The following is a 20,597-nucleotide window of genomic DNA, read 5'->3' as shown; positions in this document are numbered from 1 at the left end:
CTTCGCTCCGCTGCGGCCGGGATGACGATCCCAGAGTGGGGAAAGGACGCGCCTACCGCGCGTCCTTGAACACCTTGCCGTCCTTCATGACGAAGCCGACCGACTTCAGCACCTTCACGTCGGCCAACGGGTCGCCGGCCACCGCGATGAGGTCGGCGCGCTTGCCCGGCTCCAGCGAGCCGATCTCGGAGGACAGGCCCAGCAGGTCGGCGGCGTTGGTGGTGGCGGCCTGGATGGCCTCCGACGAGGTCAGGCCGTACTGGACCAGCAGCTCGAATTCGTCGGCGTTGCGGCCGTGCTTGGAGACGCCGGCGTCGGTGCCGAAGGCGATCTTCACGCCGCGGTCGTGGGCCAGCTTCAGCGACTTGCCGGTGATGCCGATGCGCCATTCGATCTTGGCCTTCACCTCCGGCGCATAGGCGTTCGGATCCTTGGCCAGGCGTTCCTTGTAGCCGTTCACGGTCGACAGGGTCGGCACGTAGTAGGCGCCGGTCTTGAGGAACAGCTTCACGCTCTCCTCGTCCATCAGGGTGCCGTGCTCGATGGAGTCCGCGCCGTAGCGCAGGGCCAGCTTGATGCCGTCGGCGCCGTGGGCGTGGACAGCGACCTTCTTGCCGTAGAGGTGCGCGGTCTCGATCAGAGCCTTGGCCTCGTCGTCGAACATCTGAGCGCCCAGGCCCGCGCCGAGCCGGCTGTTCACGCCGCCGGTGGTGGCGATCTTGATCACGTCGGCGCCGCGGCCGATCTGCAGGCGCACCGCCTCGCGGCAGCTTTCCGGCCCGTCGCAGACGTTGTCGTGCGGAATGGCCTCGTAGAAGTCGTCCTTGAAGCCGAGCCGGCCGTCCATGTGGCCCGAGGTGGTCGAGATCGGGGTGGCGGCGTCGACGATGCGCGGGCCGGCGATCCGGCCGGCGGCGACCGCGTCGCGCAGCGCCAGGGTCACGCCGTCCTCGTCGCCGAGATTGCGCACGGTCGTGAAGCCTGCGGCGAGCGTCTTCTGGCCGTTCCAGGCCGCCTCGTAGGCGAAGTCGGCCACCGAGTCGGTGACGCTGGCCAGCTGGCCCTCGGCGCCAGCGCGGTCGGAGGTCAGGTGCACGTGGCTGTCGATCAGGCCCGGCAGGACGAAGCGGTCCTTCAGGTCGACGATCTGCACCGAGGCCGCGTCGGCGCCGAAGGCCTCGGGCCCGACGAAGCCGTCGCGCACAGCCTCGATCTTGCCGTTGCGGATCAGCACCGAAGCGTTGGTGCGCGGCGCCTGGCCCGGACGGTCCAGCAGCTTGCCGGCCTGGACGATGGTCAGCTGGTCGGCGGCGCTGGCGGCGCCGGCCGCGACAGACAGGACGGCGGCGATCGCGGCGGCGCAGGCCGCGCGGGCGGACAACTTCATGGGACTCCCCCTCGACGTATTGTTTTGCGGGAGACTAGCGCGGCTGGCGAAATGCGAAAGACGGTTTGGCGTCCAACTGAACCCACGCCTCGCACTGCGGGCGCTCGGAACAATCATATAAAGATATCTTTATATCCCGATTGCGGGTCCCGGCCGCGGCCGCTATAGAGCCCGAAACGCCGATTAGCGGAGACAGCGATGACCGATTTCGCCGTGATGGACCGTACTGCGCCGGAGACCGCCGTGACCGACTACATCGTGAAGGACATCTCGCTCGCCGACTGGGGTCGCAAGGAGATCGAGATCGCCGAGACCGAGATGCCCGGCCTGATGGCGGTGCGCGCCGAGTACGGCAAGGCGCAGCCGCTGAAGGGCGCGCGCATCGCCGGATCGCTGCACATGACGATCCAGACGGCGGTGTTGATCCAGACGCTGGAAGCGCTGGGCGCCGAAGTGCGCTGGGCCTCGTGCAACATCTTCTCGACCCAGGACCACGCCGCCGCCGCCATCGCCGCCGCCGGCACGCCGGTGTTCGCGATCAAGGGCGAGACGCTCTACGAGTACTGGGAATACGCCCACAAGATCTTCGAGTGGCACGACGGCGGCTACCCGAACCTGATCCTGGACGACGGCGGCGACGCCACCCTGTTGACCGTGCTCGGCCCGAAGGCCGAGAAGGATCCGTCGATCCTGAACAATCCGCAGAACGACGAGGAGGAAGCCCTCTTCGCCGTGATGAAGCGCTATCTGGCCGAGAAGCCGGGCTTCTATTCGGCCATCCGCGCCGCCATCCAGGGCGTGTCGGAAGAGACCACGACCGGCGTGCACCGTCTGTACCAGCTGGCCGCCAAGGGCGAGCTGCCGTACCCGGCGATCAACGTCAACGACAGCGTCACCAAGTCGAAGTTCGACAACCTGTACGGCTGCCGCGAGAGCCTGGTGGACGCCATCCGCCGCGGCACCGACGTGATGCTGGCCGGCAAGGTCGCCGTGGTCTGCGGCTACGGCGACGTGGGCAAGGGCTCGGCCGCTTCGCTGCGTAACGGCGGCGCCCGCGTGATCGTCACCGAGATCGACCCGATCTGCGCCCTGCAGGCGGCGATGGAAGGCTATTCGGTCCAGACCCTGGATGAGGCGGCCGAGCACGCCGACATCTTCGTCACCGCCACCGGCAACAAGGACGTCATCACCGTCGACCACATGCGGCGGATGAAGAACAACGCCATCGTCTGCAACATCGGCCACTTCGACTCTGAGATTCAGGTCGCAGGCCTGCGCAACTTCAAGTGGGACGAGATCAAGCCGCAGGTCCACCACGTGGAGTTCCCGGACGGCAAGAAGATCATCCTGCTGTCGGAAGGCCGCCTGGTGAACCTGGGCAACGCCACCGGCCACCCGTCGTTCGTGATGTCGGCCAGCTTCACCAACCAGACGCTGGCCCAGATCGAGCTGTGGACCAACATCAAGGCCTACGAGAACCAGGTCTACACCCTGCCCAAGAAGCTGGACGAGAAGGTCGCGGCCCTGCACCTCGACAAGCTGGGCGTGAAGCTGACCAAGATGTCCAAGGACCAGGCCGACTACATCGGCGTGTCGCCGGAAGGTCCGTTCAAGCCGGATCACTACCGCTACTGAGCGCGGCCGGCGCGAGCTTCGAAGGGCGCGGAGGGAGACCTCCGCGCCCTTTCTCGTATCCGGTGCATGCGTTGGACGGCCGCCGCGCGCGTGCTAGCGAAAGACGGCGAGCTGCTCGGGGGAGGGGCGCATGTCTTTGATGTTTAAGCCGCTACGGCGCTACGCCGACTTCCAGGGACGGGCCTGCCGCACGGAATTCTGGCTGTTCCAGTTGTTCATCATGATCCTGGCCATGGCCTTCCTGGCCGTCCTGGCGACCGTGACGATCATGAACCCGACGGAGAAGGGCGAAGTACCGTCGGTCGCCTTCACGGTGGCGGTGCTGGCCGCCGTCGTGACCTACCTGGCCCTGTTCATCCCGCGCCTGGCGCTGATCGTCCGGCGGCTGCATGACAGCGACAACTCCGGCTTCTGGGTCCTTGTCAGCCTCATTCCGGGCGCCGGCGTGGTCATGCTGGTGTTCAGCCTGCTGCCCGGCACCATCGGCCCGAACGGTCACGGCCCGGACCCGCGCGGCCGCGGCGCGCCGACGACCCGGCAGGCGACCATGACCCTGGATTCGGTCGCCTGAGCGAACACGGGGTGGCGCGCGCGGTCGGTACGGCTTAGCTGTCAGCCATGCCCCTCGCGCTGATCCTCTCCAGCTACGTGGCCGGCAGCCGGGTCGGCGGCATGGCCCAGGCGCTGGCGCTCGCGCCCTTCAAGATCGACCCCGTGGTCGCGCCGACCGTGCTGTTCGGCCGCCACCCCGGCTGGGGCCCGCCCGGCGGCGGCGCCGTGGGCGCCCAGACCTTCCGGGGCGTGGTCGAGGGCGTCGAAGCGAACGGGCTGCTGGCCCTGACCGACGTGCTGATCACCGGCTACTTCGCCTCGGCCGAACAGGTTTGGATCGCGGCGGAGGCCATCGACCGGGCCCGCGAGGCCACGCGCGACCCGCGCGCCTACGGCCCCCGCCTGACGGTGATCGTCGACCCCATCATGGGCGACGCCGACAAGGGCCTTTATGTGAAGGAGGAGGTGGCGCAGGCCATTGCGCTCGACCTGGTCCCGCGCGCCGACATCCTGACCCCCAACGTGTGGGAACTGTCGCAGCTGACCGGCCTTGAGGCCGACTACCCGCGCGACATCGCCCAGATCGCCCGCACCCTGGACAAGCCGGTGCTGGTCACCTCCGTGCCGGTCGAGGACGACGACCAGATCGGGGTGCTCTACGTCGACCGCGGCGCCTCGCTTTTGGCCTCGCACGCGCGCCTGCCGGACATCCCACGCGGCACCGGCGACCTCATGACCGCCCTGTTCGGCGCGGCGATGGTCGAGGGGCTGGCCCCGCACGACGCGCTCTATCGCGCCGTTCAGGGCGTGGCCGAGACGGCCGAGGCCTGCGTCGTCTGGAAGGCCTTCGAACTGCCGATCGTGGCGCTGGGCGAACGGCTGGCGCGACCGACCGCAAGCGTGCGAATAGAGACCCTCTCGTAAAGTCGGGCCCCTCCCCCATGACCGAAATCCACGGGACCTGTCCGGACCGCTTCGCGCGGGTGAAGGACGCCTTCGCCGCCAACTTCGCCGAGGGCGCCGAGCTCGGCGCCCGTTTCGCCGTGGCCATCGACGGCCAGGTCGTGATCGACCTCTGGGGCGGCTACGCGGACCGGCCGAAGACGAAGGCGTTCGGGCCCGACACCCTGACCCCGGTGTTCTCGACCACCAAGGCGGTCACCGCCCTGATGATCGCCGCCCTGGTGGAGCAGGGTAAGCTCGACTACGAGCAGCGCGTCGCCGAGCTGTGGCCGGAGTTCGGTCAGGCGGGCAAGGACCGGCTGACCGTCGCCCAGGTGCTCTCGCACCAGGCCGGCCTGCCGGGCTTCACCCGCGAGCAGGATCCCTCCATCTGGTTCGACCGCGAGGCGGTGCTGCGCGAGCTGTGCGCCCAGGCCCCGATGTGGGAGCCGGGCACGGCCTCGGGCTACCACCCGGTGACGGTCGGCTATCTGGCCGGCGAGATCTTCCGCCGGGCGGACGGGCGCAGCGTCGGCCAGGCGCTCCGCGAAGACTTCGCCGTCCCCTGCGGCCTGGATCTGTGGATCGGCCTGCCGGAGAGCGAGCACGCCCGCGCCGCCGACATGCAAAAGCCGCCGGCCGCGCCGAACCTCGGCGAGCTGGACCCGATCAAGAAGGCGGCCTTCCTCGACAAGGGCTCTTCGCCGGGCGGCAAGGGCACGGCCGAGTGGCGCAAGATCGAGATCCCCTCGGCCAACGGGCACGCCACGGCCCCGGCCCTGGCCCGCTTCATGAGCGTGATCGCCAACGGCGGCCGGATCGACGGCCGCCAGGTGCTGTCGCCCGCGACCCTGGCCCACGCCATCAAGGAACGCATCTTCGGACAGGACAAGGTGCTGCCCTACAAGCTGTCCTGGGCGGCCGGCTTCCTGCGCAACAAGGCCATCAAGATCTACGGTCCGGGCGAGCTGAGCGTCGGCCACTCCGGCTGGGGCGGCAGCTGCGCCTTCGCCGATCCGGAGACGCGGGTGTCGGCCGGCTACGTCATGAACAAGCAGTCCCCGCACCTGATCGGCGACCCGCGCGCCGTGCGCCTGATCGACGCCTTCTACGCCGCGCTCTGACGCGGTCGCACGCCGGCCAGCGCGACGAAGGCGACCAGCCCGCCGGCCGCCGCGCAGCCGCCGGCGACGAACATCACCGTGCGGATGGCGACATGGAACTCGTCCATCGAGCCTGACGCGCCCTGCGCCTGACCGGCCATCACCGCCGACAGCTCGGCGCGCGCCTTCGCGGGATCGCCCCCGCGGGCTGCGACCGCACGCGTGAAGCTGACCGACAGGACGATGCCCAGCACGGCCACGGCCAGCAGGCCCGCGACCCGGGCCACGGCGTTGTTGACGCCTGAAGCCAGGCCGGCGTGGCGCGGCTCGACCGCCCCCATGACCGTGGCGGTCAGCGGCGCGACCGCCGTGGTCACGCCCACCGCCATCACCAGCAGGGCGGGCAGCAGGCGGGTCAGGTAGGGCGCGCCGGGCTCGACCAGGCCGATCAACACAAGGCCGACGCCGGCCACGATCGGCCCGACGGTCAGCTGTAGCCTGGGCCCGATGCGGTCGCCCAGCCGCCCGGCCAGGGGCGAGAACACCCCCATCACCGCCGAGAACGGCAGCAGGGCCGCGCCGGCCTGGGTGGCGCTGTAGCCGGAGCTTCTGATCAGGTCGTAGGGCAGGAAGAACATCGCCCCGCCGAGCGCGAAGTAGAGCAGCAGGGTCAGAAGGTTGGTCGCCGAGAAGGCGCGCGAGCGGTAGAGCGCCAGCGGCATCATCGGCTGGCGCTCGCGCGCCTCGGCCAACAGAAAGCCGGCGAACAGCAGCACGCCCCCGGCCAGGGCCGCCCGCACCACGGGATCGCCGAAGCCCCGGTCGGGCGCGGCCGTCAGGCCCCAGGTCAGCGCGCCCAGACCGCCGGCCGCCAGGCCCGCGCCCAGCAGGTCCAGCCGCCCGGCCTCCGGGTCGCGGCTCTCCGGTACGAAGCGCAGGGTCAGCAGGACCGCGACCGCGGCGACCGGCAGGTTGATCAGGAACACCGCCCGCCACGAGATCGCGTCGGTCAGCCAGCCGCCCAGCGGCGGGCCCAGCGCCGAAGTCAGCGAAGCGAACCCGGCCCAGGCCCCGAACGCCCGGCCCCGCTCGTTCTCCGGAAAGGCCGCGCCCAGCAGGGCCAGGCTCGCCGGGGTGAGCAGGGCCGCCCCGAAGCCCTGCAATGCGCGCGCGGCGATCAGCAGGCCTGAGCTCGGGGCCAGGCCGCAGGCGGCCGAGGCCACGGCGAAGATCCCGATGCCGATCAGGAACACGCGTCGGCGGCCGAACCGGTCGCCAGCCGCGCCGCCGATCAGCACGAAGGCGCCCAGCACCAGCAGGTAGGCGTTGACGATCCACTGCGCCCCCGCGGCGCCGGCGGCGAGGTCGCGCTGGATCTGCGGCAGGGCCACGCCCACCACCGAGCTGTCGATGAAGGCCAGGCTGGAGCCCAGCACGGAGGCGCCCAGCACCAGCCGCTTGCGCCCCGGCGACAGGGCCGCTTCCGCCGGGGACGGCGGGGGCGCCGCCTGGACGACGCCGCGATCGCAGGGCGGGCGGCTGGGGCCGTACATCCGCCATCAAGCGTCCGGGGCCGACGCGGGTTGCAGACGTGCGAAGGCCCTCCCCGCCGGGCGGAGAGGGCCTTCGTTCGTTCAGCGCTCGCCTTAAGCGCCGGCGTGCGTGGTGCGGGTCGCGCCCTGCAGGGCCGGGCCGACATAGCCGGCCATGGAGGCGGCGCAGGCGGCCCGCTTCTCGGGCGTCATGTTCGGGGCCAGGACGATCTCCTGCAGGGTCATCGTCTGGCGGCCCTCGGGCTTGTAGCGGATCACCCGCTCGCCCTGGGCGTCGCTGACCCGGTAGATCAGGTCCACCCGCGAGTCGCCGTTCTGACCGCCCTCGCGCTTGAGGATGCGCATGCCGTTGCGCAGGCCCGCGGCGTAGGCCGGGCCGGCCGGATCGACGCCGTCGACCACGCCGAAGCGGGCGCTGGTCTTGGCGGTGTCGAAGCCGCGGTCGAACACCGGCGACTGGATGGTGCGAACCTCGGCGCAGTCGCCGAACAGGTCGGCCGGCAGCAGCACCCGGCCGCCGGCGTCGACGTAGTTGGCCACGTCCTTCATCAGCGAGCCGCCGCCGAGCGCCGGATAGGCCGCCTCCAGACGGGCGATGGCGCCGCCCTCGCGGCCGCGCATGGCGCGCACCACGTCGTCCAGGCCCTTCTGGCCGCCGGTCGCCTGACGCAGCCGGTGATCCCAGGTCGCGGCCAGCAGCAGGCCGCGCTGGTAGGGCTGGTCGGCCATGGCCCGGTCGGTCCAGTAGGCCTTGGCGATCTGGGCGTTGGTCGCGCCCAGGGCCGGCGAGGCCGAATAGTTGCGCAGGATGCGGTTGAAGTCGGTGACGAATTCTTCGGGGCTGTACACGCCGGCCCGCAGCAGCAGGCGCAGGGTGTAGAAGTCGGTGAAGCCCTCGCTGAACCAGTAGTCCAGCGGCTCTTCCGCGCCGCCGCGCACGCCGCCGAAGCGACCCGGGAACCAGGTGTGCTGGTGCTCGTGCGCCAGGATGTGCTTCAGCGTCGTCAGCTCGACGTTGGGCGTGGCCCACAGGGCGAAGGAGTCGCCCAGGCCCAGGCCGTACTGCACGGTCGAGCCGCCCGGCGCGTTCAGCGGGGTCAGGGCGACGAAGAAGTCCTCGCCCTTGTCGCCCCAGAACTGCGAAGAGGCCTCCGCGATCTTGCCGGCCAGGTCAGCCATGCTGGCTTCCGTGAAGCGCCATTGGCCGCTCGGGACGACCACACGCAGGCGCCCGCCCGCCACCTGGCGCTCGGTCACCTGCAGACCCTCGCCGCCGACCAGCACGCTGTCCAGCAGGTCGATCATGCGCCGGCCGTTCGGGGCGGCGTGGTCGAGGTCGGACGCCTGGGCCCAGCCGGCCGGGGCCGCGCCCCAGGAGAAGCTGACCGGGTCGTTGACCCGCCCCTTCACCTCGCCGAACAGGGTCCAGCCCACGCTGGAGAACCACTTGGGCCGGGTCACGGCGCGGAACGGCGGGCCGCCGGCGCTGACCGCCGGGTCGCCGGCGAAGTCCTGCACCACGCGGTAGCGCAGGGTCACCGGCGCGTTGGGCGCGTGGCGCAGCACGACCTCGGCCGGGCCGTTCATGGACAGGGTCGCGCCCTCGGCCCGCAGGTCGTGCACGGCCTTGTACAGCTCGTGCGCGCCGGACCACTCGTTGGGCATGGCGATCTTGGTCTCGCCGTCGGCGTCGCCCTGCAGCTTCACCTCGACGGCGAGGTCGCGCAGGGTCCCGTCCACCGTTTCGGGCGTGACCGTGTAATGGGTCGGCTGCGGCGGAACGGCCTGAGCCGAGCCCGCCGTCAGGGCGAAGCCGCCGACGGCGGCGAGAAGGATGCGCTTGGCGTCGAAACGCCCCCGGAACAACGTCATGCCGGGACGATACCGACGATCGTATTCCAAAGGTCTGTGACGCGGCGCCGCTGCGACAACCCGTGCAGGGCTTGGGTTTCAGGCGCCCGACATGGACCGCGCGCAGGCCGCGCGGGCGGCCTCGCCGAGGCCCGGGGCCAGCACGACCGTCTGGCGCGTGATCTCGCCCTGCCCCACGGGCTGGAAGCGGATCAGCCGCTCGCCGGCGCCGTCCGACACGCGCAGCACGTACTCGACCCGGGAGTCGCCCGGCTGGCCGGCCTCACGCTTGATGATCTTCATGCCCTCGCGCAGGCCTGCGGCGTAGGCCGGACTGTCGGTCCTGAGCCCGATGATCACATTGCCGGCCGCCGCAGTCTTCTCCGCGTCAAAGCCGCGATCGAAGGCGGGAAAGGTCTCGGTGCGGATCTCGGCGCAGGTCCCGAACAGGTCGGCCGGCAGCAACACCGCCGCACCGTCGGTGACGTACCGCGTATAATCGGCCGAAAGGTCGACCCCGGACATCTCTCTGTAGGTCGCGAAAAACCGATCGGACGCGAGCGTGGCGTCCGCGCTGTCGGCGCGCACGCCGTCGCGCATGCGCAGAAGCACGTCGTCCAGGTCGAGGCGCCCGCCGGTGGCCTCCCGCAACCGCCGGTCCCAGGTCCAGGCCAGGAGCATGCCCCGTTGGTAAGGGAGTTTCTCCACCGCATAGTCGGTCCAGAAGTCGGCCACGACACGCGCGTTCGGCGCCGTGCGCGCCGGTGACGCCGCATAGGCGCCGAGCGTCTCGTTCAGACGCGCCACAAACTCCTCCGGCGACCACACGCCCGACCGCAGCAGGCTCCGGTAGGCCTGGAAGTCGGTGAAGCCCTCGCTGAACCAGTAGCCGGACGCCTCCTGCGCGCCCTCCGGCATGCGCCCCAGCGCCCGTGGCACCCAGGTGTGGCTGTGCTCGTGAGCCAGCAGATACCGGTAGGCGGCGAGATCGACGTTGGCGGTTCCGTACAGCGCGAAGCCGTCGGCGCGCCCGGTGCCGCGGTAGACGCTGGCCGCCGGCGCATCCTCCAGCGGCGTCATCGCCACGAAGAAGGGCTCGGCCGTGTCGTTCCAGAAACTCCGGTCCGCGCCGATGATCTGTGCGGCCAGGTCGGCGAGCTCCGCGTCGGTGAACGGCCGTCTTCCCCGCGCCGCCACCCGCAGGCGCCCTCCGGGGATGTCCCGCTCCTGCACCGTGACGTCGGCGCCGCCGAGCGACACGCTCTCCACCACGTCGCCGACGGACAGCGGCCGCCCCATGGCGCCGTGTTCGGCGTCGGACGCCGCGGTCCAGCCGCGCGGCACACTCCCCCAGGTGAAGCTGGCGGGCCGGCCGGCGCTGTCGGCGGGCAAGGCGAACACTGTCTCGCCCAGGACGCTGAACCAGCCTGGGCTGACGACCGGCCGGTAGGGGGCGCGGGGATCCGCGGCGGCGCCGGAGGACACGCGGTAGCGCACGGTCAGCGGCGCACCCGGCCGATGCTTCAGGATCCGGGCCTCGGGGCCGTCTTCCGCCACGCTCGCGCCCGCGACGGTGAGGCCCGACAGGCGGCGCCACAACTCAGTCTCGCCACCCCACGCGTTCGGCAGTTCCAGGCGCGTCTCGCCGTCTGCGTCGCCGCGAAACCGGATTTCGATCTCCAGGGCCTGCAGATCCGGGCCCTGCATCACCGGCGTAACCCGGTAACGCACCGGATCGGGCTCGGAGGGCCGGGCCGCCGCGCTGGTGGTGAGGGCGGCCGCCGCCAGCAGGCCGATGCGGAACGACGCGAACATTGCTTCCCCCTTGTGTCGCGGAGCCTCGGCGGCCATCAAAGCGCCCGAACGCAGGTGTGTCAGCTTAACAGTTGGAGAGCCTGCGCCGAGGAGCTTAGCCGATGACCGCCCGCGACGCCGCCCTGCCCCGCCACGACTGGACGCTCGCCGAGGTGGAGGCGCTGTTCGACCTGCCGTTCATGGAGCTGGTGTTCCAGGCGGCGAGCGTGCACCGGCGCTGGTTCGACCCGAACGAGGTGCAGCTGTCGCAGCTGCTGTCGGTGAAGACCGGCGGCTGCGCCGAGAACTGCGGCTACTGCAGCCAGTCGGCTTCGTTCGACACCGGCCTGAAGGCGACCAAGCTGATGGAGCCCGACGCGGTGATCGCCGAGGCGAAGCGCGCCCGCGAGGGCGGGGCCCAGCGCTTCTGCATGGGCGCGGCCTGGCGCGAGGTGAAGGACCGCGACCTTCCCAAGCTGGAAGCCATGATCTCCGGCGTGAAGGCGCTGGGCATGGAGACCTGCGCGACGCTGGGCATGTGCACGCCCGACCAGGCCAAGGCCCTGAAGGCGGCCGGCCTCGACTACTACAACCACAACCTGGACACCGGGCCGGAGTACTACGCCGAGGTCGTCACCACCCGCACCTACCAGGACCGGCTGGACACCCTGTCGGCGGTGCGCGAGGCCGGCATGTCGACCTGCTGCGGCGGCATCGTTGGGATGGGCGAGAAGCGCCGCGACCGCGCCGGCCTGCTGCACTCGCTGGCCACCCTGCCGGCCCATCCGGACAGCCTGCCGGTCAACGCCCTGGTGCCGATCGCCAACACCCCGCTCGGCGCCAAGGCCAAGCGCGAGGGCGAGATCGACCCGATCGAGTTCGTGCGCACGGTGGCGGTCGCCCGCCTGGTCTGCCCGAAGGCCATGGTGCGCCTGTCGGCTGGCCGCGAGGGCATGAGCCGCGAGCTGCAGGCCCTGTGCTTCCTGGCCGGGGCCAATTCGATCTTCGTCGGCGGCAAGCTGCTGACCACCCCGCTGCCGGAGATGGACGAGGACAGCCGGCTGTTCGCCGACCTCGGCCTGCGCCCGATGGGGGCGAAGGCGGAAGCGGCGGCCTAACCCACCAGCACCTCGCCGCGGCGCCAGTCGCAGGCCAACTGCAGGGCGGCGAGCGCCGCCGCCTCGGGGTCGGTTTCGGAGTCGAGGGCCGCGGCGGCGCGGGCGAAGTGGGCGCGCATGGCCACGCCGCGGCCGGCGGCGGCGGCGAACAGGCCCAGCTCCCGCTCGCGAAACACCTCGGGCTCGTCGAAGCCGTCGCGCGCGGCGGTGAGCGCCTCGTAGAGCTCGCCCGCGCCGGCGCGGTCCCCGGCCTCGATCAGCCTGTGCTTGATCTCGTCCAGGCCGGCCAGGTCGCGTTCGGCGATCACCCACCCGATGTCGGGCGTCTCCACCCCCGTCTCGGTCGCGTCGCGCCAGCGGTCCATGGCCCGGATGCGCCCGGTCGCGAGCGCCTCGTCCACCCGCCCGGCCCGATACAGAGCCCGCGCCGGCGCGACGCGCAGGAAGCGCAGGTGATGTTCGGCGTCGGGGTCGCCCGCCTCGATCCGGCGGGTCCACTTTGCGACCAGCCGCTCGAGGTATTGCAGGCCCTCGCGCGCAGCGGCGTCGGCGGCGTCGAAGTCGCCGGCCAGACGGAAGGCGTCGGACGCCAGCCCGGCCCAGTCGCCGCGCGTCTCCGGCCCCTCGTGCGGCAGCGGCGCGCGGGACCGCTCCAGGTACAGCTCGGCCAGGCACCGGACATCGGCCTCCGCGCCGGCGGCGGCCAGGACCCGCAAGAACTTGGTCAGCTCTTCCGCCCAGACCACGTGCGCGGCGCTGGTCTGAGCGAGGTCGTGCTCCAGCCAGCGGACGACCGCCCCGACCGCGGCCGGGTCCGCGCCGCGGGCCAGCCGCGCCGCCGCGATCCTCGCCGCCAGGCGCAGGTCGCCGTCGGCCGGCATGAGCCGATGCGCCTCGTCGACCCCGCCCCGCCACAGCAGCCGCTCGGCTGCGTGAGCGCGGACGTCCGGGCCGGCGTCGCCACGCGCCGCCACGCGCCGCAGCAGGGCCAGCCCCGCCTCCGGATAGCCGCGGTTGAGCGCCGCCTCGCCGAGCCAGATCAGTCCCCAGGCGTCGTCCCTGGCGTGCGCCTCGGCCGCGGCGAGTACGGCGAGCAGGCCGGCCGGACGCGGCGCCAGCCCGCCAGTGCGCAGGTCGACGGTGCTGATCGCGCCGCGGATCACCTCGGCGTCGTCGCCGGCCGCCGCCATGGCGGCGCGCACGGCCGCATCCGCCAGCGGGTCGGGGTCGCGGACCAGCGTCGCCGCCAGCAGCACGCTGGCGCGGTCGCGCGCATCGGAAAGCTCGACGAGGCGGGCCAGCTCAGGCGCGCCCAGCCCGACGATCGCGGTCTCCAGCAGCTCCTCGCGGCCGTCGACGGCCGGGGCGGCGCGCTCCAGCAGGCAGCGGGCCGGATCGGGCGCGTTCGCGCAATCGGCGTAGAGCGTTCCCATCAGTCCATCGACGGGCGGCCCCGCCCGGCCTTCACGCCCGAACGCTTGGCCTTGCCCTCCAGCCGCCTCAGCTTGGAGGCGTAGGTCGGCTTGGTGGCCTTGCGCGGCTTTGGCTTCTCCGTCGCCCGGCGGACCAGCTCGACCAGGCGGGCGATCACGTCCTGGCGGTTCATCTCCTGGCTGCGGAACCCTTGCGCGAACAGCACCAGCACCCCGTCCTGCGTCATTCGGCTGCCGGCCAGACGAGTCAGCCGCTCCTTCACCTCCTCGGGCAGGGACGGCGAGTTGCGCGCGTCGAAGCGCAGCTCGATCGCGGTCGAGGTCTTGTTGACGTGCTGGCCCCCGGGGCCGGAGGCGCGGGCCGCCTTGAAAACCAGCTCGTCCTCGTCGAGCGCCAGGTTGGGGGTGACTTCGATCATCGCCGCCGCGCCTTCACCACCGCGGTGTCCAGCGCCTGCAGGAACTTCGAGCGGTCAGCCTGGCCGAACGGCTTCGGGCCGCTGGTGTTCAGCCCCATGGAGCGCAGGTGCTCGCCGATCTCGCGGCCGGCCAGGGCCGAGCCGATGGAATCCGCCGTGAACGGATCGCCCTTGGCGCCGATCACTTGGGCCCCTGACTTCAGGCAGCGGCTGGCCAGCGGGATGTCGTTGGTGATCACGACGTCCTTCGGGCCGGCCCGCTCGGCGATCCAGTCGTCGGCGACGTCGGGGCCTTCCTCGACGATCACCCGGCGGATCAGCGGCTCGCCCTGCGGGATCATCATGAAGGCGTTCGAGACCACGTGCACCGCCAGGCCGTAGCGGCGCGCGACGCGGTACACCTCCTCCTTTACGGGGCAGGCGTCCGCGTCGACGTAGATCTGGGGCTCGGCCGCCTCGGTCAGAACGCGCTCTCGCCGGTGATGGCGCGACCCAGGATCAGCGCGTGCACGTCGTGGGCGCCCTCGTAGGTGTTCACCGTCTCGAGGTTCATGGCGTGGCGCATGACGTGGTGCTCGCCGGTGATGCCGGCGCCGCCGTGCATGTCGCGAGCCTCGCGAGCGATGGCCAGGGCCTTGCCGCAGTTGTTGCGCTTCATCATCGAGATGGCTTCCGGCACCCAGGCGCCCTGGTCGAGCAGACGCCCCAGCGCCAGCGCGCCCTCGAAGCCGAGGAAGATCTCGGTCTGCATGTCGGCCAGCTTCTTCTGCACCAACTGGCGCGCCGACAGCGGCCGGCCGAACAGGATGCGCTCGGAGACGTAGTCGCGGGTGGCGTGGAAGCAGAACTCGGCCGCGCCCATGGCGCCCCAGCTGATGCCGTAGCGGGCCTTGTTCAGGCACGAGAACGGACCACGCAGGCCCTTCACGCCGGGCAGCAGGTTCTCTTCCGGCACGATCACGTCGTTCAGGCCGATGTCGCCGGTGATCGAGGCGCGGAGCGAGAGCTTGTCGCCGATCTTGGTGGTGGTGAAGCCGTCCATGCCGCGCTCGACCACGAAGCCGCGGATCTCGCCGTCCAGCTTGGCCCACACCACCGCCAGGTCGGCGATCGGCGAGTTGGTGATCCAGTACTTGCCGCCGTTCAGCTTGTAGCCGCTCGGGACCTTCTCGGCCTTGGTCTTCATCGAGGCCGGGTCGGAGCCGCCGTCGGCCTCGGTCAGGCCGAAGCACCCGACCAGCTCGCCGGCGGCCATCTTCGGCAGCCAGCGCATCTTCTGCTCTTCGGTGCCGAAGGCGTAGATCGGGTACATGGCCAGGGACGACTGCACGCTCATGGCCGAGCGGTAGCCGCTGTCGACCGCCTCGATCTCGCGGGCGATCAGGCCGTAGGCCACGTGGCTGACGCCGGCGCCGCCGTATTGTTCCGGCAGGGTCGCGCCCAGGAAGCCCATCGCCCCCATCTCGGTCATGATCTCGCGATCGAACCGTTCCTCGGCGAAGGCGGTTACCACCCGCGGCAGCAGCTTCTCGCGCGCGTACTGGCGGGCGGCGTCCTGCACCATGCGCTCCTCGTCGGTGAGGCGGCCCGTCAGGTCCAACGGGTCGTCCCAGCGGAAGGTCTTCTGGCCGGCGTCGAGCGGCATGGCGGTCTCCGTAAGCGCGGTCGCGCGCCGCGTGTCAGCGCGCGTGTCGCATGATATGGGAGTGAGTCTCCGGTTCCCGAGCGTCTACGGGAAAAACACGGGTCTAGGTAGGGGGATGGGACGCGGCTGATCCGCGCCTTGGAGAGAAGATGGCCAACGTGCTGCACCGGCTTTTCATCCAGCATCCCCGCGAGGTCGAGGAAACCTACCTCGAACACGCGGGCGCGGCCTCGCGCTACGGCTGGCGGCTGCTGAAGGCCAGCCTGGCCGCCTACACTCACGCCCTGATCCCGGGCCTGTGCAAGACCGCCGCGTCGGACTGCGTGCGCGAGATGGCCGGCGAGCTGAACGGCCGCGCCGTCACCGCCCGCGAGGAGCGCATGCGCCAGGCCGGCGTGTGGGATCCGGGCCTCTAAGGCTCAGAACAGCTTCGGCACCAGCCGGTAGGGCACGCTCGCGGCGTATGCCCGGTACGCCGGATCTTCGCCCAGCACCCGCTCCTCGGCCAGGATGCGCATGACCTGCAGCGCGGCGCCGACGCCGAACATCGCCAGGTTCCAGGCGCTGGGATTGAGCAGCAGGAAGCCGGCGTTGATGATGAAATAGCCGACGTACATCGGGTGGCGCACGAAGCGGTACGGTCCGCCGATCCGCACGCCGCGGTTGGCCGCCACCACGCCGAAGCTGCGGCGGAGCGCGATCTGGGCGGCCATGCTGACGACCAGGCCGTAGATCATGACGACCAGGCCCGTGAACTGGGGGATCAACGCCCCGTCGGCGGGCGCGGCCAGCATCGGCGCGGCGGTGCCTCCGAACGCGATGATCCAGTCCAAGGGCCGCAGGCTCAGCTGGTCGGCCGGACGCCGCACCAGCAGCAGCCCCAGGACGATCGCCTCCGACAGCAGCAGGACCACGTTGTAGGGGTTGTGCTGGACGACGGCCAGGATGCGCATCACCAGCGAAACATATAGCGCGATCAGGACGATGCGTTCGGCGAAGTCGAACACCAGCGGCCAGCGCACAGAGCGAACAGTCTTGTCCATAGCGACCCCCGTTCCCCCGGACCTAGAGAACACCATTCGCCCCGGAACCGCCAAGCCCCATCTCGACGCTGGAGTCAGGCGACGGGCGGGCCTATTCAGGCCCCATGAGTGAAGCAAAGGCAGCCACCGGCCCGTTGGCGGGCGTCACCGTGCTCGACCTGTCGCGCGTGCTGGCCGGGCCCTGGGCGACCCAGTTGCTGGCTGATCTCGGCGCGGACGTGATCAAGGTCGAGCGGCCCGGGGCCGGCGACGACACCCGCGCCTGGGGCCCGCCGTTCACCGACACCGCCGAGGGCGAGCGGGGCGACGCCGCCTATTTCATGTGCGCCAACCGCAACAAGCGCTCGGTCACGGTGGACATGGCCCGCCCCGAAGGCGCGGCCCTGCTGCGAGAACTGGCCGCCCGGGCCGACGTGGTGGTCGAGAACTTCAAGGTCGGCGGCCTGAAGAAGTACGGCCTCGACTACGACAGCCTGCGCCAGGTCAACCCGCGGCTGGTCTACTGCTCGATCACCGGCTTCGGGCAGAGCGGCCCCTACGCCGAGCGGGCCGGCTACGACTACATGATCCAGGCCATGGGCGGACTGATGTCGATCACCGGCCAGCCCGAGGGCGCGCCCGGCGACGAGCCGATGAAGGTGGGCGTGGCGGTGGCCGACCTGTTCACCGGACTCTACGCCTCGAACGGCATCCTCGCCGCCCTGCTGCACGCCCGCATGACCGGCCAGGGCCAGCACGTGGACCTGGCCCTGTTCGACGTGCAGGCGGCCATGCTCGCCAACCAAGCGACCAACTTCTTCGTCTCGGGCCGCGCGCCCCAGCGCCTGGGCAACGCCCACCCGAACCTGTGCCCCTATCAGCCCTTCGCCACCGCCGACGGCTCGATCGTGGTGGCGGTCGGCAACGACGGCCAGTTCCGCGCGCTGTGCAAGGCGCTGGGGGACGAGGCGCTGGGCGAGGACCACCGCTTCCTGACCAACGCGCTCCGCGTCGCCAACCGGGCCGAGCTGATCCCCCTGCTGACCGCCCTGACCGAGGCCGGGACCACGCACCACTGGATCAAGGCGCTGGAGGCCGCCGGCGTCCCCTGCGGGCCGATCAACACCATCGACGGCGTGTTCGCGGAGCCGCAGGCCAAGGCGCGCGGCCTGGTGGTCGAACAGGTCCGCGGCGACCTGGCCCGGCCGATCAAGACCGTGGCCAGTCCGGTGCGGCTGTCGCAGACCCCGGTCGCCTACGTGACGCCCCCGCCCGCCCTGGGCGAGCACACCGACAAGGTGCTGGCCGAGCGCCTTGGCCTGACCCCGGAGCGCATCGCCGAACTGCGCGCCGCCGGAGTGGTTTAGGCCCCCAGCCAGGTCTGGAATTCGCGCAGTCCCGAAGGCTTGAAGCGTACGATCCGCGTGCCGGCCTCGCGGTCGGCCCAGCCGAGCTCGAGGAAGCGACCCATCAGCGCCCTGGCGAGCGGGCCGCCCAGGTGCGAGCGGCGTTCGCTCCAATCCAGGCAGGTCCGGCAGAGGGGGCGTCCCCGCGGCAGGCTTTCCGGCGTGACGCCCAGGCGGGCGATCCGCACCGCGCCCGCGCCGGTCAGGTCCACCCGTTCGCCCTCGACGGCGATGGCGCCGTCGGCGGCCAGGCGGTCGAACATCAGCACGCCCAGTTCGCCGGCGAGGTGGTCGTAGCAGACCCGGGCGTGGCGCAGGGCCGGCTCCTTCGGGCCGATGCGCACGCGCCGGGCGCCGGTGGCGGCGGCCAGGCCCATCAGGCCCTCAAGCGCCCTGGCCACCTCCGGCCCGGCCAGAGAGACGTAACGGTGCCGGCCCTGCTTGCGCGGGACGACCAGGCCGCCGGCCTCCAGCTTGCCCAGGTGGTGGCTGGCGGTCTGCAGGCTCACGCCGGCCTCCGCGGCCAGTTCGCCGGCGGTGAGCGCCTGGCCCGACAGGAGGGCCACCAGCATGTTGGCGCGGGCCGGGTCGCCGATCAGGGCGGCGGCGACAGCGATGTCAGGTCCGAGCTTCATGGGCCGATCCTAGCCCAAACCGCCCACCCGTCGCTTCCACCGGCGTCGAAGCATCCGACCGCCTGGAGGACCTAGGAAGGACGCGCACAAGGAGGCCCCGAGGATGCGCGTCACCTGCTTCATCCGCTACGAGATCGAGCCGCACCAGCGCGAGGCGTTCGAAGCCTACGCCGGCCGCTGGCTGGAGATCATTCCCCGCTGCGGCGGCGACCTGCTGGGCTATTTCCTGCCGCACGAGGGGACCAGCGACGTCGCCTGGGGGCTGATCGGCTTCGACAGCCTGGCCGCCTACGAAGCGTACCGCGCCGCCCTGAAGCGCGATCCGGAAGGCGCCGCCAACTTCCGCTTCGCCCAGGAGCGTCGCTTCATCCGGCGCGAGGAGCGCACCTTCCTGACGCCGGTCGTGGCGGAGGCGGCCGCGTGATCGCCGTCCTCTTCGAGGCCTGGCCGGCCGAGGGCCGGGCGCAGGACTATTTCGACATCGCCGAGGTCCTGCGCCCGACGCTGGAGCAGATCGACGGCTTTGTCTCGGTCGAGCGCTTCGTCAGCGTGTCGGACCCCGGCAAGCTGCTGTCGCTGTCGTTCTGGCGCGACGAGGCGGCGGTGACGCGTTGGCGCGATCTGGCCGAGCACCGGCAGGCGCAGGCGCGGGGTCGCGCGGGCGTGTTCGCCGATTATCGGCTGCGGGTGGCGCAGGTGTCGCGCGACTACGGGCTGACCCGCCGCGGCGAGGCGCCGGCGGACAGCCGCCGGGCGCACGCGCTCTAGGCGTCGTCGATGTCGAGGATGCAGCGGGCGTGGTCCTCGGCCCGACGCCACGGACCGTAGTGTTCGGCGCGCAGGCGCCGGCGGCACGGCCCGATGTAGCGGTCGGCGATGACGAACGGCCGCTCCGACTGGATCACGGCCTCGAGCCGCTGCAGCAGGCCGCGCGCGGTGAGCGGCTTGGTCAGCACCTCGTCTACCCCGGCGTCGCGCGCCGCCAGCACCTGGGTCAGCCCCGAATGGCCGGTGACCATGATCATCGGCACCTGGCGTTCGACCTTGGGATCGCGCCGGGCCCGCCAGGCGAATTCAACCCCGTCGAGGCCGGGCATGGCCAAGTCGAGGATCACCAGATCCGGCCGGAAGATCGCCAGTTGGCGCAGGCCTTCCTCGCCGTTGTCCGCTTCCTGGATTTCCTGGACCCCGATGCCGCGCAGGACGGTCGCCAGGATGCGGCGCATGTGGTCGTGATCGTCGACGACGAGAACCCGGACGCGCGCGAAAACGTCGCCAGACAAGCACGATCCCCAGGCTCAACCTAAACGGGCGACCCCTGTTACGCGAGATTCGTTATCAATGTAAACCGTTGGCGCGAAAACGATCCGCGCGCTCAGCGCTCTTCGTCGAAGCGGCACTCGACCAGATTGGCCAGGGCGTCGACGGCGGCTTCCGCCTCGGGCCCGTCGGCCTCGATCTCGACGGTCGAGCCGATCGCCGCCGACAGCATCAGGAGGCCCATGATCGAGCGGGCGTCGACCGTCTGGCCGTCGCGGCTGACCCTGACCTCGGCGTCGAAGGTCGAGGCCATCTTTACGAACTTCGCGGAAGCGCGGGCGTGCAGACCACGCTCGTTGCAGATCTCCACCGTGCGCTTCAGCGGCCCGCTCATCACTTCTCTCCGGCCAGGACGTAGGAGGCGACGGAGATGTACTTGCGCCCGGCCTCCTGGGCGTGGGCGACGCAGGACTCCAGCGTCTCGCGGTGACGCACGCTCGCCAGCTTGATCAGCATGGGCAGGTTCAGGCCGGCGATCACCTCGGCGCCGGTCTGCTCCATAACCGAGATGGCCAGGTTGGAGGGCGTGCCGCCGAACATGTCGGTGAGCAGGATCACGCCGCGACCTTCGTCCACGGCCGCGCAGGCGTCGAGAATGTCCCGCCGACGACGCTCCATGTCGTCGTCCGGTCCGATGCAGATCGCCGCCACCCCGCGTTGCGGTCCGACGACGTGCTCCATGGCCGAAACAAACTCGGCCGCGAGCCCGCCGTGAGTGACGATCACGAGCCCGATCATCTGAGCCTCTTAACCACGCCCCACCTGCGCCCGGCCTGTCACAG

Annotated in this window: 22 protein-coding genes; 9 read left to right on the top strand and 13 right to left on the bottom strand. The window is 71.2% G+C overall.

What is annotated here, in order from left to right; translation table 11 throughout:
* Window positions 1-52: 52 nt before the first annotated feature.
* Window positions 53-1,387, bottom strand: a complete 1,335-nt coding sequence (locus H8B08_RS07520; protein ID WP_187449584.1) for an amidohydrolase family protein — start codon at window positions 1,385-1,387, stop codon at window positions 53-55.
* A 243-nt stretch (window positions 1,388-1,630) separates the two neighbouring features.
* On the opposite strand from H8B08_RS07520, the gene ahcY reads away from it, so the two are divergent.
* The 4 genes from ahcY (at window position 1,631) to H8B08_RS07500 (ending at window position 5,640) form a co-directional block, all read left to right on the top strand.
* Entirely contained in the window at window positions 1,631-3,022 is a 1,392-nt protein-coding gene (gene ahcY, locus H8B08_RS07515; protein ID WP_187449671.1) for an adenosylhomocysteinase, read from the top strand.
* A gap of 130 nt (window positions 3,023-3,152) precedes the next feature.
* On the top strand, window positions 3,153-3,593 hold the full coding sequence (locus H8B08_RS07510; RefSeq protein WP_187449583.1) for a DUF805 domain-containing protein: 441 nt from the start codon (window positions 3,153-3,155) through the stop codon (window positions 3,591-3,593).
* Between the two features lie 47 nt (window positions 3,594-3,640).
* Window positions 3,641-4,498 carry a bifunctional hydroxymethylpyrimidine kinase/phosphomethylpyrimidine kinase gene (locus tag H8B08_RS07505; RefSeq protein WP_187449582.1) on the top strand — a complete coding sequence of 286 codons (858 nt, stop codon included), beginning with the start codon at window positions 3,641-3,643 and terminating at the stop codon, window positions 4,496-4,498.
* Window positions 4,499-4,515: 17 nt separating this feature from the next.
* Window positions 4,516-5,640 carry a serine hydrolase domain-containing protein gene (locus H8B08_RS07500; RefSeq protein WP_187449581.1) on the top strand — a complete coding sequence of 375 codons (1,125 nt, stop codon included), beginning with the start codon at window positions 4,516-4,518 and terminating at the stop codon, window positions 5,638-5,640.
* Here the strand turns inward: H8B08_RS07500 and H8B08_RS07495 are convergent.
* The 3 genes from H8B08_RS07495 to H8B08_RS07485 form a co-directional block, all read right to left on the bottom strand.
* On the bottom strand, window positions 5,625-7,172 hold the full coding sequence (locus H8B08_RS07495) for a DHA2 family efflux MFS transporter permease subunit (protein ID WP_187449580.1): 1,548 nt from the start codon (window positions 7,170-7,172) through the stop codon (window positions 5,625-5,627). The genes H8B08_RS07500 and H8B08_RS07495 overlap by 16 nt on opposite strands.
* Window positions 7,173-7,265: 93 nt before the next feature.
* Window positions 7,266-9,044, bottom strand: coding sequence for a hypothetical protein (locus H8B08_RS07490; protein ID WP_187449579.1), 1,779 nt, complete (start codon window positions 9,042-9,044; stop codon window positions 7,266-7,268).
* Between the two features lie 78 nt (window positions 9,045-9,122).
* Window positions 9,123-10,838, bottom strand: a complete 1,716-nt coding sequence (locus H8B08_RS07485; RefSeq protein ID WP_187449578.1) for a M61 family peptidase — start codon at window positions 10,836-10,838, stop codon at window positions 9,123-9,125.
* A 101-nt stretch (window positions 10,839-10,939) separates the two neighbouring features.
* On the opposite strand from H8B08_RS07485, the gene bioB reads away from it, so the two are divergent.
* On the top strand, window positions 10,940-11,935 hold the full coding sequence (bioB, locus tag H8B08_RS07480; RefSeq protein WP_187449577.1) for a biotin synthase BioB: 996 nt from the start codon (window positions 10,940-10,942) through the stop codon (window positions 11,933-11,935).
* On the opposite strand, the gene H8B08_RS07475 is transcribed toward bioB, so the two are convergent.
* Genes H8B08_RS07475 through H8B08_RS07460 form a run of 4 tightly spaced genes read right to left on the bottom strand, consistent with a single transcriptional unit; the run spans window position 11,932 to window position 15,432 of the window.
* Window positions 11,932-13,368, bottom strand: a complete 1,437-nt coding sequence (locus H8B08_RS07475) for a hypothetical protein (RefSeq protein WP_187449576.1) — start codon at window positions 13,366-13,368, stop codon at window positions 11,932-11,934. The two genes, bioB and H8B08_RS07475, sit on opposite strands and share 4 nt — an antisense overlap.
* Window positions 13,368-13,787: an alternative ribosome rescue aminoacyl-tRNA hydrolase ArfB gene (arfB, locus tag H8B08_RS07470; RefSeq protein ID WP_187449575.1), complete on the bottom strand. Its 420-nt coding sequence runs from the start codon at window positions 13,785-13,787 to the stop codon at window positions 13,368-13,370. Before arfB ends, H8B08_RS07475 begins: the two co-directional genes overlap by 1 nt.
* The gene (locus H8B08_RS07465; RefSeq protein ID WP_370545440.1) at window positions 13,784-14,227 is read right to left on the bottom strand and encodes a YaiI/YqxD family protein; all 444 of its coding nucleotides are present in this window, start codon (window positions 14,225-14,227) and stop codon (window positions 13,784-13,786) included. The genes arfB and H8B08_RS07465 overlap by 4 nt, the downstream gene beginning before the upstream one ends.
* 20 nt (window positions 14,228-14,247) lie before the next feature.
* Window positions 14,248-15,432 carry an acyl-CoA dehydrogenase gene (locus H8B08_RS07460; RefSeq protein WP_187449574.1) on the bottom strand — a complete coding sequence of 395 codons (1,185 nt, stop codon included), beginning with the start codon at window positions 15,430-15,432 and terminating at the stop codon, window positions 14,248-14,250.
* A 149-nt stretch (window positions 15,433-15,581) separates the two neighbouring features.
* Here H8B08_RS07460 and H8B08_RS07455 point away from each other — a divergent pair, with 149 nt between their 5' ends.
* Window positions 15,582-15,848 carry a DUF6356 family protein gene (locus H8B08_RS07455; RefSeq protein WP_187449573.1) on the top strand — a complete coding sequence of 89 codons (267 nt, stop codon included), beginning with the start codon at window positions 15,582-15,584 and terminating at the stop codon, window positions 15,846-15,848.
* A 3-nt stretch (window positions 15,849-15,851) separates the two neighbouring features.
* On the opposite strand, the gene H8B08_RS07450 is transcribed toward H8B08_RS07455, so the two are convergent.
* On the bottom strand, window positions 15,852-16,475 hold the full coding sequence (locus H8B08_RS07450; RefSeq protein ID WP_187449572.1) for an isoprenylcysteine carboxylmethyltransferase family protein: 624 nt from the start codon (window positions 16,473-16,475) through the stop codon (window positions 15,852-15,854).
* A 104-nt stretch (window positions 16,476-16,579) separates the two neighbouring features.
* Here H8B08_RS07450 and H8B08_RS07445 point away from each other — a divergent pair, with 104 nt between their 5' ends.
* Window positions 16,580-17,821: a CaiB/BaiF CoA-transferase family protein gene (locus H8B08_RS07445; RefSeq protein ID WP_187449571.1), complete on the top strand. Its 1,242-nt coding sequence runs from the start codon at window positions 16,580-16,582 to the stop codon at window positions 17,819-17,821.
* Here the strand turns inward: H8B08_RS07445 and H8B08_RS07440 are convergent.
* Entirely contained in the window at window positions 17,818-18,495 is a 678-nt protein-coding gene (locus H8B08_RS07440; RefSeq protein WP_187449570.1) for a helix-turn-helix transcriptional regulator, read from the bottom strand. The two genes, H8B08_RS07445 and H8B08_RS07440, sit on opposite strands and share 4 nt — an antisense overlap.
* A gap of 103 nt (window positions 18,496-18,598) precedes the next feature.
* On the opposite strand from H8B08_RS07440, the gene H8B08_RS07435 reads away from it, so the two are divergent.
* Together H8B08_RS07435 and H8B08_RS07430 are read left to right on the top strand one after the other, a co-directional pair.
* Window positions 18,599-18,919, top strand: a complete 321-nt coding sequence (locus H8B08_RS07435) for an NIPSNAP family protein (RefSeq protein ID WP_187449569.1) — start codon at window positions 18,599-18,601, stop codon at window positions 18,917-18,919.
* The gene (locus H8B08_RS07430; protein WP_187449568.1) at window positions 18,916-19,263 is read left to right on the top strand and encodes an antibiotic biosynthesis monooxygenase; all 348 of its coding nucleotides are present in this window, start codon (window positions 18,916-18,918) and stop codon (window positions 19,261-19,263) included. The genes H8B08_RS07435 and H8B08_RS07430 overlap by 4 nt, the downstream gene beginning before the upstream one ends.
* Here the strand turns inward: H8B08_RS07430 and H8B08_RS07425 are convergent.
* From H8B08_RS07425 to H8B08_RS07415, 3 genes are all read right to left on the bottom strand, one after another.
* Window positions 19,260-19,778: a response regulator gene (locus H8B08_RS07425; RefSeq protein WP_255500714.1), complete on the bottom strand. Its 519-nt coding sequence runs from the start codon at window positions 19,776-19,778 to the stop codon at window positions 19,260-19,262. The two genes, H8B08_RS07430 and H8B08_RS07425, sit on opposite strands and share 4 nt — an antisense overlap.
* 92 nt (window positions 19,779-19,870) lie before the next feature.
* Window positions 19,871-20,149, bottom strand: a complete 279-nt coding sequence (locus H8B08_RS07420; RefSeq protein ID WP_187449567.1) for an HPr family phosphocarrier protein — start codon at window positions 20,147-20,149, stop codon at window positions 19,871-19,873.
* On the bottom strand, window positions 20,149-20,553 hold the full coding sequence (locus H8B08_RS07415; RefSeq protein ID WP_187449566.1) for a PTS sugar transporter subunit IIA: 405 nt from the start codon (window positions 20,551-20,553) through the stop codon (window positions 20,149-20,151). The genes H8B08_RS07420 and H8B08_RS07415 overlap by 1 nt, the downstream gene beginning before the upstream one ends.
* Window positions 20,554-20,597 lie beyond the last annotated feature (44 nt).

It is taken from the genome of Caulobacter sp. 17J80-11, from assembly GCF_014349105.1.
In the GTDB taxonomy this organism is placed as follows: Bacteria; Pseudomonadota; Alphaproteobacteria; order Caulobacterales; family Caulobacteraceae; genus 17J80-11.
The sequence above is the reverse complement of the archived record's forward strand: the minus strand, read 5'-3'. Positions and strand labels throughout refer to the sequence as shown.

What these genes read in the sequence shown, in the direction of transcription:
- H8B08_RS07520 (WP_187449584.1), bottom strand. Translation starts at nt 1,387, where the DNA reads ATGAAGTTGTCCGCCCGCGCGGCCTGCGCCGCCGCGATCGCCGCCGTC.
- H8B08_RS07510 (WP_187449583.1), top strand. Translation starts at nt 3,153, where the DNA reads ATGTCTTTGATGTTTAAGCCGCTACGGCGCTACGCCGACTTCCAGGGA.
- H8B08_RS07505 (WP_187449582.1), top strand. Translation starts at nt 3,641, where the DNA reads ATGCCCCTCGCGCTGATCCTCTCCAGCTACGTGGCCGGCAGCCGGGTC.
- H8B08_RS07500 (WP_187449581.1), top strand. Translation starts at nt 4,516, where the DNA reads ATGACCGAAATCCACGGGACCTGTCCGGACCGCTTCGCGCGGGTGAAG.
- H8B08_RS07495 (WP_187449580.1), bottom strand. Translation starts at nt 7,172, where the DNA reads ATGTACGGCCCCAGCCGCCCGCCCTGCGATCGCGGCGTCGTCCAGGCG.
- H8B08_RS07490 (WP_187449579.1), bottom strand. Translation starts at nt 9,044, where the DNA reads ATGACGTTGTTCCGGGGGCGTTTCGACGCCAAGCGCATCCTTCTCGCC.
- H8B08_RS07485 (WP_187449578.1), bottom strand. Translation starts at nt 10,838, where the DNA reads ATGTTCGCGTCGTTCCGCATCGGCCTGCTGGCGGCGGCCGCCCTCACC.
- bioB (WP_187449577.1), top strand. Translation starts at nt 10,940, where the DNA reads ATGACCGCCCGCGACGCCGCCCTGCCCCGCCACGACTGGACGCTCGCC.
- H8B08_RS07475 (WP_187449576.1), bottom strand. Translation starts at nt 13,368, where the DNA reads ATGGGAACGCTCTACGCCGATTGCGCGAACGCGCCCGATCCGGCCCGC.
- arfB (WP_187449575.1), bottom strand. Translation starts at nt 13,787, where the DNA reads ATGATCGAAGTCACCCCCAACCTGGCGCTCGACGAGGACGAGCTGGTT.
- H8B08_RS07460 (WP_187449574.1), bottom strand. Translation starts at nt 15,432, where the DNA reads ATGCCGCTCGACGCCGGCCAGAAGACCTTCCGCTGGGACGACCCGTTG.
- H8B08_RS07455 (WP_187449573.1), top strand. Translation starts at nt 15,582, where the DNA reads ATGGCCAACGTGCTGCACCGGCTTTTCATCCAGCATCCCCGCGAGGTC.
- H8B08_RS07450 (WP_187449572.1), bottom strand. Translation starts at nt 16,475, where the DNA reads ATGGACAAGACTGTTCGCTCTGTGCGCTGGCCGCTGGTGTTCGACTTC.
- H8B08_RS07445 (WP_187449571.1), top strand. Translation starts at nt 16,580, where the DNA reads ATGAGTGAAGCAAAGGCAGCCACCGGCCCGTTGGCGGGCGTCACCGTG.
- H8B08_RS07440 (WP_187449570.1), bottom strand. Translation starts at nt 18,495, where the DNA reads ATGAAGCTCGGACCTGACATCGCTGTCGCCGCCGCCCTGATCGGCGAC.
- H8B08_RS07435 (WP_187449569.1), top strand. Translation starts at nt 18,599, where the DNA reads ATGCGCGTCACCTGCTTCATCCGCTACGAGATCGAGCCGCACCAGCGC.
- H8B08_RS07420 (WP_187449567.1), bottom strand. Translation starts at nt 20,149, where the DNA reads ATGAGCGGGCCGCTGAAGCGCACGGTGGAGATCTGCAACGAGCGTGGT.
- H8B08_RS07415 (WP_187449566.1), bottom strand. Translation starts at nt 20,553, where the DNA reads ATGATCGGGCTCGTGATCGTCACTCACGGCGGGCTCGCGGCCGAGTTT.